General features: G+C 57.7%; 9 protein-coding genes. 6 read left to right on the forward strand and 3 right to left on the reverse strand.

Going from position 1 to position 12,727, the window contains the following annotated elements:
* Positions 1-2 precede the first annotated feature (2 nt).
* Positions 3-689, forward strand: coding sequence for an iron-containing redox enzyme family protein (locus IPM54_18140; GenBank protein MBK9261707.1), 687 nt, complete (start codon positions 3-5; stop codon positions 687-689).
* On the opposite strand, the gene IPM54_18145 is transcribed toward IPM54_18140, so the two are convergent.
* Entirely contained in the window at positions 632-1,759 is a 1,128-nt protein-coding gene (locus IPM54_18145; GenBank protein MBK9261708.1) for a helix-turn-helix transcriptional regulator, read from the reverse strand. The genes IPM54_18140 and IPM54_18145 overlap by 58 nt on opposite strands.
* Positions 1,760-1,922: 163 nt before the next feature.
* Here IPM54_18145 and IPM54_18150 point away from each other — a divergent pair, with 163 nt between their 5' ends.
* Entirely contained in the window at positions 1,923-4,667 is a 2,745-nt protein-coding gene (locus IPM54_18150; GenBank protein MBK9261709.1) for a protein kinase, read from the forward strand.
* A 65-nt stretch (positions 4,668-4,732) separates the two neighbouring features.
* Positions 4,733-5,974, forward strand: a complete 1,242-nt coding sequence (locus IPM54_18155) for a tetratricopeptide repeat protein (GenBank protein MBK9261710.1) — start codon at positions 4,733-4,735, stop codon at positions 5,972-5,974.
* A gap of 495 nt (positions 5,975-6,469) precedes the next feature.
* Here IPM54_18155 and IPM54_18160 read toward each other — a convergent pair whose 3' ends face one another.
* Together IPM54_18160 and IPM54_18165 are read right to left on the reverse strand one after the other, a co-directional pair.
* The gene (locus tag IPM54_18160) at positions 6,470-7,849 is read right to left on the reverse strand and encodes a sigma 54-interacting transcriptional regulator (protein ID MBK9261711.1); all 1,380 of its coding nucleotides are present in this window, start codon (positions 7,847-7,849) and stop codon (positions 6,470-6,472) included.
* A gap of 429 nt (positions 7,850-8,278) precedes the next feature.
* Positions 8,279-9,328, reverse strand: a complete 1,050-nt coding sequence (locus tag IPM54_18165; GenBank protein MBK9261712.1) for an SMP-30/gluconolactonase/LRE family protein — start codon at positions 9,326-9,328, stop codon at positions 8,279-8,281.
* A gap of 173 nt (positions 9,329-9,501) precedes the next feature.
* On the opposite strand from IPM54_18165, the gene IPM54_18170 reads away from it, so the two are divergent.
* The 3 genes from IPM54_18170 (at position 9,502) to IPM54_18180 (ending at position 12,559) form a co-directional block, all read left to right on the forward strand.
* Positions 9,502-11,124, forward strand: a complete 1,623-nt coding sequence (locus tag IPM54_18170; protein MBK9261713.1) for an AAA family ATPase — start codon at positions 9,502-9,504, stop codon at positions 11,122-11,124.
* Positions 11,121-12,038, forward strand: a complete 918-nt coding sequence (locus tag IPM54_18175) for a hypothetical protein (protein MBK9261714.1) — start codon at positions 11,121-11,123, stop codon at positions 12,036-12,038. The genes IPM54_18170 and IPM54_18175 overlap by 4 nt, the downstream gene beginning before the upstream one ends.
* 128 nt (positions 12,039-12,166) lie before the next feature.
* Positions 12,167-12,559 carry a hypothetical protein gene (locus IPM54_18180; protein MBK9261715.1) on the forward strand — a complete coding sequence of 131 codons (393 nt, stop codon included), beginning with the start codon at positions 12,167-12,169 and terminating at the stop codon, positions 12,557-12,559.
* Positions 12,560-12,727: the final 168 nt, after the last annotated feature.

Raw genomic sequence — 12,727 nt, forward strand, 5'->3', positions numbered from 1 at the left:
TCATGAATTTTCTGGTACAAAGACTCGATTCCGTCGTTTCCGACTTGCTCGATTCGCTCGATGTACATCCTGCAGCCCGGCGCTTTTTGGCAGGTGACGTGGATACCGATGAATATGCGGCATTTCTCGAGCAAACCTATCTCTATGTTCGGCATACGCGCCCGCTTTTGCGCCGAGCTGGCGAGCGGCTTGGAATGCTGCGTCGAGCGCCCACGTTGGCGCGGCTTTTTTTGCAAAAGGCCGACGAAGAAGACGGCCATGAAAAATGGTTGGTCGCGGACCTCGAAGCCATCGACCGTCCCATTGATGAACGTATGCCGCCGGATCCCTCGCATGCGGTCGCGGCCTACGTCGCTTGGAATCAGTTCCAAGTGGAAGCGGGCTCTCCGCTCGGTTTTCTGGGCACGGCCTACGTGCTCGAATCGCTTTCGCAAGCGCGAGCTGGTTTGACGGCAGAAAACCTCGTCAAGAAAAACCGCATCCATGGCATCGACCAGGGCGTGTCGTTTTTGAAAGGGCATGCCGACGCCGATGAACACCATATCGATCTGCTTCGCCGCGTGCTCGGCGTGGTCTCGCTCCCCGCCGACCGGGATTCCATTGCACTTTCCGCGGCGGTGACGACAGCGCTCTACTTGGGAATGTTCTCGGTCATCGAGAGCGTCGAAGAAAGTCGCCAAGCGGCATGAATCAGTGCCCCACGGCTCGAAACACCCAGTTTGTCGAAGGATCGATAAAGGTGTTTTTTGACCGTCTGATCCGATATCCCCAAATCCGAAGCGATGAGCGCATTGTCCCAACAGACGCGCTCGACCACCCTGAGTTCTGCTGTCGATAAGGCATTTTTCCACGCCTGCGGCATCGGAACGAGTTGCGGCACTTCCTCCACGTGAATCGCAAATGCTCCATTTGCGCGTGGCAAAGGTGCGATCGACACCCGAAGCTCCAAATGCGACAGGGTAGGCGAAATGGTTTTGCCACTTCGCCACCACGGTCTTGGAGGTGGCGACGAACGTAATGATTTACCAAGCTCGACCCATTCTTGTGCCATGAACCGAGGCAACCCGCCGGGCCCGAGCTCTGCGACGCGAAACCATTTCGAAAGGAGCGCCGAAATGCCCGTCGTACGGGCGATTTCCGTACCATCGGCGCCGAAGACGATGCCCTCGAAGCTGCGCGTGGAAAGCAGCGTATCGATGAGCGAGCTTCGTCGTTCTAGTTCGCCAAACCGTTTGCAATTGCGGACGGCCGACGTGAAATATTTCGACAAATGCTGCAATATCGACTTTTCCCTGTCGGAAAAAGCCACGCGCCTGTCCCGGTACAAAACCAGCCCTCCGTGCCAGGACGAACCTCTCTCGGCCAGCATCACCGCCATGACGTGTTCGACGTTCATGCCGATGGTGCGACAATATCGATACAAAAAGCTATGCTCGATTTCTTCGCGCGGAAGCATCTCCTCGTCGCGTAAAACCAGATTGGGCCGTTCGGCGACGGCGGTGCGCACGAAATCATGCGGCACCATCGAAGCATATTCCGCAAAAAATACTTCCGGCATTTCGGCCACGATCCAGTCGTACGCAGCGAGCCCCTCCGGGCGGCTCACGCAAAGCGCTCCATGATCGACCGGCACGAGCTGCGACAAGGCGCCATGCGCTTTGCCAAGCACTTCCGTAAGCTCAAGCGATCCGAAGAGAGCCTCGAGAAGCTCATCCTTGACGTCTTGCTCGCGCGCGGAAAGCTCAACGGCCGTCGCCATGTTATCGAGTATATCCGAGATTCCTCATTCATAGCAACGACGAAAATGCCGCGAAGCTCGAAAACATGCACGAAATCTTGCGTCACGGTCGTGTTTGTCGAAGTCGTCAGCCTTCCCTTTACGTCCGCTTCTTACTCGTGCATTCTCTCCCCACCTTGTCCTGATGACGACACGCGCCCCGGCCCTCACGCGCCTTCTAGAACGCCCCGCGTCAGAGCGAAAAATCGGCCCGTTTTTGCTGGTCGAAGAGCGCGGTGAAGGGGGGTATGCCCCCGTCTGGCTCGCCCGCGAGATGTACGGGCGAACCGAAGTGCGCCTTGCCGCCGTGAAACTCTTTGCTCTCGACGAGTTCGGTGCCGACAAGGAAGACATCATCGAAGAAGCCCGCGCGCTCGGGCGCGTCGAACATCCACACGTGGCGCGCTTTTACGCGCTCGCCATCGACGAATCCATCGGCGTCATGGGGCTCGCGATGGAGCTACTCGGAGGCCGATCGCTCGAAGATCGGCTTCGAGCCGATCGCACCCTGAGCGTCGAAGAAACGCTTGCCGTCGGCATCGCGATCGCTTCGGCCCTCGCCGCCGTGCATGAAGCAGGCATCATTCATCGCGACATCAAGCCCAGCAACATCGTCGAAGATGCTCGCGGAACCTACAAGCTCATCGACTTTGGAATCGCAGCGTCGAGCGACGATGGACTTGGTGAAGTGGTCGCCGCGAGTTTGTCCGATGTTCTGTCGGGACAAACTTTCGCGGATGAAACCGCGCCCGTGACGGGCATGGCGACCGGCACGCAAGGGTACATCGATCCCGCGTGCGCGGGCAGGCGCGTAGCGCCTTCGGCAGCCAGCGATTTGTATGCGCTCGGAGCAACTTTGTATCGCTGTTTGTCCGGGCTATTGCCCGCGCACATCGGCACGAGCGCCAAGGGCGCCGTGATACTCGATTCACGCGTCACTTCCGGAGAAATCCCGCCGGAACCACTTGCATCGCGCACGCGGGCCATTCCGCCCGCGTTCGCTGCTTTGGTCGATCGGTTGCTTTCGCCGCGTCCAGAACATCGGCCGCGTGGAGCATTGCAGGTGGAGCACGAGCTCGAACGAATTCGTCTGGAGCTCGGCGGGCGAAAACGGGACCTTCCTCCCGAAAACGAAGGGCCTTTTCGCGGTTTGCGCAGGTTCGAAGCGCGCGATCGCGATGTATTCTTTGGTCGGCGCAATGAAATGACCAAAGCCCTCGAATTGCTTCGCAAAAAGGGGCTCGTCGCGCTCGTGGGGCCATCGGGCAGTGGAAAATCGAGTTTGGCACGGGCAGCGCTCTTGCCTGCTCTCGTCGGACGAGAATTGTCCAAATGGCCGAAAGCGTGGGACGTTGTTATCGTCGAACCAGGTCGAGATCCACTCGCCGCCATTTACACAGCAATCGCAGCATTCGTGCCGGAAGCACCCCTCCTCGACGAAGAGCAGCTCGTGGCGGCTTTGGCCGAACGAGCCAATGTGGAAGAACGTGGCGTCGTCTTGTTCGTCGATCAACTCGAAGAATTGGTGACGACGTCGATCCCGGAAAGTCGCGATGCCGCGGCCAAAGTGCTCGTGCACATGGGCGAGCGTGCGATTCCTGGTGTGCGCGCGGTCGTTGCAGCGCGTAGCGATTTGCTCGACCCACTCCTCAACCTGGGTCCGCTCGGAAGAACGATTGCCAATGCTTTGTGTCTCGTCGAGCCGCTTCGTCCCATGGATTGGCGGGACAGTGTGCTCGGCGCTTTGGAAGCATACGGTTATCGATTGGAAGACGCCGAGCTGGAAAAGGAATTGTTTCATGCAATCGATCGAGCCGTCGATGCCATGCCGCTCGTCGAATTCGCTTTGGCGGAAATGTGGAATGCGCGGGATCAGGAAAACAAGCGATTGACGCGCGCGGCTTTTGAAAAAATCGGGGGCATTGAAGGGGCGCTCGAAAGGCACGCCGAAGCGACCATTTCGGCCATGGTGGAGGCGGATCCCGAATCCATGGACGTCGTCCGCTCCGTTTTGCTTGCATTGACCACGCCCGAAGGCACTCGCCGGGCGCAAAGCGAAGACGAGCTCGTACAGATTGCGGGAGAAGCGGCGCGGGACGTCATCACGGCGCTGGGGAAGGCGCGTCTTTTGGTGCCCTCGAAAGATGGCGTCACGGTGGCGCACGAGGCACTGCTCACGCGCTGGGAGCGGCTCCGTTATTGGATTGCCGAGGCACGCGGCGATAGGATGCTCGCCGAAGAAATCGAGCGTGACGGAGCACGATGGAAAAAGGATCCGGAGAGTGTTGGGTTATGGACGGGGAGGCGGCTCGCGTTTGCTCGTGAGCTTGTCCGGAAAAACGAAGTGCGATTGTCGACCGATGCGGCGGCATTCGTCCGCGCGAGCGTGCGAGCAAGTCAGCGGCGACGTGTGGTGATTGTCGTACTTGGAGCCGTCATTGTTGCAATCTTGGGCATGATGGGCACGATGTATGTTCAGGCGGAACGCAAAAGCGCACGCAGAGACCGCGAGCGAGCGGCTGCCCAGGAAGAAATATTGAAGGTGGAGCGCGCCTATATTACGCAATTCGAGTCTGCGCTTCGCGAGAACAAAGACAAGGACGAAAAGCTCGCAGAGCTCGAGAGGTTGTCATCCGAGCGCAACAAACAGATCACGTCATCGCGATCCAAAGAAGATATCACACCGGCGACGACGGCGGTGTCGACACAAACCAAGTTGCCCGGCGTTGCGCGCAATACCATGTTGATGAGTTCGCCACGACCAACCGCATCCATTCAATTAGCGTCCACTTCATCCGCAGCCGCGTCGCAATCCTCCGAAGCGCCTGCAAAGCAACCCGAAACGTCACCGCCTGCAGCTACACGTCAAACAGTTATCAGACTTCGATGAACACTCGAGCTCGTTTCCGCTCATATGACGAAATTGTGCACCAGCGCGGCCGTGCTTGTTTGGTCGTGCTCGCAACGATAATCATTCTTTCATCCAATGCGTGGGCGACATGTCCGCCGGAAGCATTTTCATCGGAGACCGCACCGGAATCATTGAAAGCACCTGCGCAGCTATTGTATGACGAGGCTGACGCGCTTCTCGCCAAGGAGCCCAAGGACTACGCAAAGGCGTTCGAGCTATTCATGAAGTCGAGGGCAGTCTATCCGAGCCCGGATAACTCATTGATGGCCGCGTTGTGCTTGCGGGAGCTCGGGCGGTATCCCGAAGCCCTTGCGCTGTATGAAGAAATATTGATTCGATTCGACGAAAAACTCGATCCCAAGGAGCGCGTTGAATTCAAACACTATATTGACCAATTGAGGCAAGAGGTCGTCATTGCATATGTCGACGAGCGAGAAGGCTCGTTTTCAATTGATGACGATGCTTGCGGCTCGTTGCCCCGTTCGAAGCCCATATATCTGATGCCCGGTACACACTTGCTTCGAGTATTGCTCCCGGGCAAGCCCGAATCGACCGTGCGCTTCTCCGGCCAAGGCGGCGATACGCTCACATTGCAAATCCCCGTGCCTCCTCCGCCTCCACCGCCATCCGGCAAATGGTTTGTCCAAGCAACCGTAGGCCCCGCCATCGGATGGAGCGGAATCGATCTCGGTTCAGTGGGCTTACTCTCGCCATTGTCGGGAGTCCTGGCTCAATCACGCGGTGGTTATCGCTTGCCGAGCGACGTTTCGTTGGGTCTGGCCATGGGATTATTGTACGCGTGGACGCCGGGCATTCCGAACGGCTTTTTCAATACCGGAATCACGCTCTATCATAGTGTGCCCCTTTTCGCGCCTTTCATGGGTATATCGATCGCTTGGGAACCATCCATTGACAATCGGTTGAACGCATTCGTGCGAGCGGGCAGTGGGCTCATGGGGGCACAATCAAAAAATGAAGTCAATGCGCGGCACTTGGGTGCCTTCGGGCCGATTGACGATTTTGGATTGGCGGCTTCGGGGCGCGAGATCGAGCGCTCCGTTCCTGCCTATGCGACTTTCGATATCGGAGCCTCATTGCGTGTGGGGCCGGCCACCATCGGTCTGTCGATGGGTGCCCTCTTTCTCTTGGCTGAGGGACCTCTATTGCCGGAAATGTCGGTGCGGATTGTGAAGGATCCATTATTTACGAAGCCGCTCGAACGTACATCCGCTTATCGACCAAGTTTTCTTTTCATTCCCCAAGTCGTGTTCGGGTTCGACCCCTAGCAATGCACGCAAGAGCGAATGCAAGAAGTACTATTTCGCGGCCGCCCATCGCCTTCGACGAACCGGCGCTGCACGAAAAATCCTCCTCCTCATTGACGGCGGCCGCCGGACAACACAAGCCAAATTCCGTCGCGTCTTTCGCAAATGTGCATAGCAGGGGTTGTCCGCAGTCTGCCCCCATGATGCACGCGCGTGTGCACTCCGGACGCTCGTCCAGGCGTTTGCAAGTCCCCTCGACGCATGCACCAAACGTACCGCAATCGGCATTTTGCATACAGAGGCATCGGTATTGAGATGTGTTGCATCCAAGCATCTCATTGGCACAATCGCCATCTTTTTGGCAATAGATGGGCTCGCGGCAACCGCTGTCGGTGCATGCTTGAGGCGCTGAGCACGCAAAGCCCCCATTCATGCACGTTGCCTGCGCATGGCTGTTCCGAGATACCGACGCTGCCATGATCACGATGGCAATGGCCATTAGCAAAGCACGCATTCTCATTTTTTCCTCGGCCTCCGTATCCTGTACTTCTCCAGCCGCGAGACCAAGGTGCGTCGCGAGATCTCCAGCTCCTTCGCCGCCGCCGTCTGATTACCCGCGTTGCGGTCGAGCGCTTCCATGATCTGTTGATACTCCGCCTGCTCCTCCGCGCTCAATGGCAATTCCGTCTCCGCAATCGGTTGCGTCGCGTTCGGCGCACGCGATGCCAAAGAGCGCGCTTCCGGCGAGCTGCCCTTGGCCGGCGGAATCTGCGGCGCACGACCCGATATCCGCGGCGGCAAATGCTCCGGCAATACCTCTTCCTCCGTGCAAAATACACTCGCACGCTGCATCGCATTGCGTAATTCTCGCACGTTGCCCGGCCACGCATATTCCTCGAGCAATCGGATGGCCTCCGCCGATATGTCGGGCGCCTCCACCCGATCGAGCTTGCGACACTCTTGATCCAAAAAAAGCCGCGCCAAAGGAATGATCTCCATTACGCGCTCATAGAGCGGCGGCACCGTGAGCGACACCCCTTCGAGCCGGAAAAACAAATCTCGCCGAAATTTGCCCTGCTCGATTTCCGTCTCCAAATCGCGATTCGTCGCCGCAATGAATCGGACATCGATTTTTCGAGGCGTTTGTTCTCCCACGCGCGTAATCGTGCCCTCCTCGAGCGCCCTCAAGAGCTTCGTTTGCACCGCCGTCGGAAGCTCGCCAATTTCATCCAAAAACACCGTCCCGCCATGCGCCGCCTCGAAGAGCCCCGGTTTGTCTTCCGTTGCGCCCGTAAACGATCCCTTCCTGTGCCCAAAGAGCTCGCTCTCGAGCAAACTTTCGTTGAGCGCCGCGCAATGAACCGCCAAAAATGGCCCCTTCGTTCGCGGTGATGCCTTGTGTATTTCGCGCGCCAACACTTCCTTGCCCACCCCCGTCTCGCCAAGGATCAGCACGCGCATGTCCGATCGCGCAATACGCCGGGCATTCTCATAAAGCTCTCGCATCACAGGAGCCTGCACGACCACACGATCGGACGGCGGCGGAGGCGCTGGATCGGACCCTCGCGATGAGCGTAGCCTCCGAATCGTGGCCACGGTCGTGCCGATGAGGATGCATTCGCCAACGTCGACGGTGAACGTAAGACCCGGTTTTCGATAGACTTTCCGCGTATTGTCTGCAGAGCCCGAACGCTCTCCGCGACGGCGCACGTCGGTTCCGTTGGAGCTCCCAAGATCTTCGATACGCATCGCCGCATCGAGATGCAGTGCGGCATGACGACGCGATACCGACGCATCATCGATGCGAATGTCGACGTCTTCGGCTCGGCCAATGATGAGCTTTCCCGACGCGGGAAGTGCGTAAACGAGGGCTTCATCGCCTGCAGCGAAGACCACGAGTTCTAGCTTGTGGTGGGCGTCGCGGTCGCGTGTGATCATGGGCGAAGAGGGTGCTCCTCGACAGAGATTACGGGCTCAGTGACCGATTGCCAAGAATTTCCACGCGGCGCGGTTTGCCCTGGAAAGCAAGTAGATTGATAGCAGGAAGGCCGATAGGGTTGAAAATTACGTGTAGAAGCCGATCAGGAAGGCCATTCGGTCTTCCTCGACCGTTTCCACCTCGATCGAGCACCCCGAAAGGCTTATGGCAAGCGTTTCCATACCGATCGCCCAAGCCAGTCGGCCTACCTCGGGCACTTCGAAGTCGATCGGTGAGACCCCGGGGCCTCCCAGAACCGTTTGGAAACGGTTTCGAAGGCCATTCGGCTTTGGGGATTACGTATTGGCGCCTTCAATTGCACCGTCAACGCACGTGGCTCGTTGGATTCAGTACATTCCGGTTCCTTGGACGGTGACGCGGTAAAGCGAAGTGCGTGCGGTGATGAACAATGTTTTTCGATCGGCGCCGCCGAATGCGCAATTCGATGGTTGTTCGGGGACTTGAATGGTGCCCCAGAGTTTACCGTCGGGCGCATAGACTTCGACGCCGACGCTGGTCGTCACGAAAATATTGCCTTGGTCGTCGATGGCCATTCCGTCCGGATTCGGGCTGGTCGTGACGAGTTTGTTCATGGCGCCTGGCAAGCCGTTATCGCCGAGCGCGTAGGTGCGTAGTTCGCCGGACGCGGTGTCGTTGACATACAATGTTTTTTGGTCGGGGGAGAGGGCGATGCCATTGGGCCGTGACATGTCGTTCGCAATGAGCTCGACGCTATTGACGGGCGTCACGCGAAAGATACCTTGATAACCGAGCTCGCCGGGGTCGCCCTGGGGCAGACCATAGGGAGGGTCAGTGAAGTAAATATTGCCGTCATCGCGGATGATGATGTCGTTGGGGCTATTGAATTTTTTGCCCTGGTAATTGTCGACGATGCTGGTCACCGTTTTATCGGGTTCGATGCGTGAGATGCGCCTGCCGCTGTGTTCGCAGGCATAGAGCCCGCCCTTTTTGTCGACCGCGAGCCCATTGGCATTGCTGCTCGGTTCGACGTACGTGGCGAACATCATGGGTGGAGCATGTTCGATGATCTTGTTTGCGGGAATGTCGGTGAAAAGGAGCGTGCTTTTGCTTTGGATCCATTGCGGTCCTTCGGTGAACTGGAAGTTGCCTTGGACTTTTTCGACGGTTCCAATGCCTTCGAGCGGGTCCTTGCTCGACATGGCGCCGCCCGTGCCGCCCGTGCCGCCATTGCCGCCGCCTGCGGTGCCACCTGCGCCGCCCGCGCCGCCGCCGCCGTCGCCGCCCATGCCTGCGGATCCGCCGGCAGCGGTGGATGACGAGCTGCCGGTGGGGTTGGTATTGGTGCTGGTGTCGTCGCACGCTGCGACGAGGCAAGCTGTTGCAATCAAGCTGATGGAAAGGATGGGTTTGAGCATGGGGGCATGGTAGCTTGGGTAGGGTTGCAATGGCAAGCTTGCCGCGAGCAAAGGAGCTCGTTGCCGTCGGACGAACCGCGGCCGACGTAGGTGCTTTTCCTGTAGCACGTGAACGATGTTGCTGTATAAGGTGAGCGCGTTTCGTAACTCCAAGCGGACGCGCAGGTGAGGCTGTGTCAAACGCGAGACTTCTGTCCATCACGCTCGAACGATTCAAGAGCTATGACAAGGCGACAACGATTCCTTTGTCGCCGCTCACGGTGGTCTTGGGCAAGAACAATAGCGGAAAGAGCAGCATTATTCAGGCGCTCCTGTTGTTGAAGCAAACATTGGCGCTTCCGCGACCGGAGGTGCCATTGCATCTTCAAGGGGCACTTTTCGACGCGTTATCACTACGCGAAGTTACTTATGGTTGGCCGGCGCCGGCCGATTATGTGGAAGGGCCGCGGATCGTCATTCGCTGGTCCTCCACTATCGATACTCGCGTGGCATGGGAACGCGCAGGATGGCCCGATAAGGCCACGTTTATGAAGAACACCGGGCTCGAATGGATGCGCGGCATCATATCACAACTGATGGCACTACAATGTCGGGTCACCGAGCTGGAGCTTGCTTATGCTGAGGTGGAGGGGCGCACGGTACTGTATGAGGTGAGGCTTCGTTCATTTGCCAAGGCCGAGGACCGAGAGCCGGAGTGTCGGTTTACCTTCAAGCGAGAAAAACATCTTGGGCTTTATTCATGTTGGTTCAATGGGCAAGACGCGAGCAAGCTGTATGTTGGTATGGATCACTTTTTGCCCAACGTCTCTCTTGATCGGTCGGATTTGGGGCCACGCAGCAAGCAGCGAACGTGGTTCAATGCTTTCCTCCTGCTATTTTCACAACCAATCAATGACCTCAAAGCAATCTTATCGGGTTTCGGGTACCTCGGCGCGATGCGCACGCCGCCGGCAACACTCTATCGGCCGGATCCGGTTCCACCTGAGGAAATCGGTGTAAATGCAGAATATGCGGCGCAGATGCTCCATGCTCGGAGGAGCGATCGCGTGCATTATCTTCCTCCATTGCGGATCGAAGGCGGAGAAATCAAGGTCCCGTCGAAGGTACGAGCGAAGAACCTCGAAGACGCAATAAATGAAGTACTCCTCGAGCTCGGCGTAGATGTTCGGCTCAAAGTGGATGAGGTCAAGGACGTCGGCTTCCGCCTCTTCTTTGGGCAGGCCAGCTTGCAGCATGTCGGACGAGGTCTCAGCTATTTGCTGCCGGTCATCCAACTTGGCCTCGTGGCCGATCCGCTCCGTTTCGATCCCATTCTCGGAGATTCTCACCAGAACGAATATGATGCTGCATGCCGCAGCTATTCACACATTGCAACCGAAGAAGGCGACGCGCATTTACACCCGAAAGTTCAGTCACGCCTTGCCCATTGGCTCGTCGCCCTTGCAATGGCACGTCGACAGCTCATCGTGGAGACGCACAGCGACCATCTCGTTCGGCGCCTTCGCGGGCTCGCAGCACGTGCCAAACCCGGAAGCGATCTCGAAAAATGGCTTCTCGAGAATGTGAACATCGTCAAGGTCGAACAGCATGAAGGCATGTCAACCGCAGAGACTGTTCGGCTGACTCCGCAAGGTAGCCTCGAAGATTGGCCTGCCGAATTTATGGATGAAGCAACGGACGAAGAGCGCGCGATCTATGATGCTTCCCTTGACAAGCCCGCTGGGGAACAGGGAATGATGCCCGAACTTGGCACAATCGAACACGATGTCGGCGACGAGCCGGATCTCGGCCCATGATTGTCATGATAGACCCGGCGTTGTTTCTGTCTCAGAATGCGCGAGGTCCCTTATTGCCGGAAGAGGAGCGGGACCTTGGCATGGCGCTCGATGATTTGCATCGGATATGTAAAGATCGTCAAGCCGTCATTCCCAATGCGCAATGGTATTGGAATGAACTGCAACGCGACCTCATTGGACCATTATTCGCTCGGGCAAAGCCAGGGTCCAGGCTGCGGAATGGGCTAGACCGCTTGCGAGATCATGCTCGTGCAGTGCCGCTCCTCGACAAGCCAATCCAGGGCACGACGAAAATATGGGGTGTGAAACCTCTTTTCGATTGGCCGCGATTGCCGACAAAATGGCTTGAAATCATGGAACGTCTCGTCATTGGATGCGCACAGCAACGCGATGAAGCTATTTTGGTTACTCGATTATTTGCTGGGCGAAATCTGAACATGCATGTCGTCGGAAGGTGTACGCTCGCGGAAAAAACGAGGTGGCAGATTCAAGTACATGTTCCCGGGCATACGCCTCGACGTATTCGTTGCGTACGCAGCCTCAGAAACGTGACAATCGCTTGGACGACGCGCTTGGATGAAAAACTCCCAGATACCGGCCATTTTCCATTCTGTCCGCCGGCGAATTGGTGGCGCCGGGATACTCAAGCGTGCCGCACGTTCGAATCAAAGCCGGCTTGGATCGATCGCTTCGGTAGCGGATGGAGTCAGCCGGCGACGGGTGGGTATTACCATTGGGATGTCTTCTTGGACGAGCCCAACCTTCAGCAATCCGTTGGGTTGAATCAGCTCAACATCGTTGCTTGGGGAACGGCTGAACCCGGAATGGTTCCTGGAGAAATTCACCATGTGCCCAAAGAGAAGAAGGCCCACCTGCGTGAGGGGGCGGGATGGGCATGTCCCAAGGGAGTATAATGCATGCTGACCCAGTGGACGGTATTTGTCTGAGTGATCCTATTCATGTGCAGGAGAAATCCGCGATGGTGCAACACGGCATCGAAAAAGGGGTTCATTGCTACGCGTCGCGTATCGTTCGACCTTCCATGCGGCCGGTGTGCGCTCTCTTCATGATTTGCGTGCTGCTATCGACATCCGGGTGTGGATCGGTAGGAAAAACCATCGGAATGGGTATGATGGCGACGGGAGGCATTGCATCTGCGACGACGGGATTCTTGGCGGTAGGATGTACCACGCCAAACCCGAACGATCCGCAGCTCGAAGAACGCGGGCCATGCATGCCGCCCGCGACGTACGAAGAGGGCAAGGTGGCGATTTGGACGACGTTCGTCCTGGGAATCATTCTGCTGGCTGCGGGCGTGGCGACGTATGCGACCGCGGACGAATTGGCGGGCAAGTCCGATCCAGGGACGAAGAAGCCGCCGCCGAAGGACCCGCTCGAAGAAGAATCCTGCAAAGATTCCAAGTATTGCTATTGATTGCGCCTAGAGCGCTGATCAGTTCGAATACGGACCAGGATTTGTACGCTCGCTTCGCGCGCGTGAGACGCGCGCTGCGCGAGGCTTGGTTCACGTTGGGGGGGCCGAGGCTCGCCTCCCGGTGCTTTTGCGCTTCGCACAAAAGCACGGCGAGGCTCGGCCCCCCCA

This window comes from Polyangiaceae bacterium (assembly GCA_016715885.1).
In the GTDB taxonomy this organism is placed as follows: domain Bacteria; phylum Myxococcota_A; class Polyangia; order Polyangiales; family Polyangiaceae; genus Polyangium.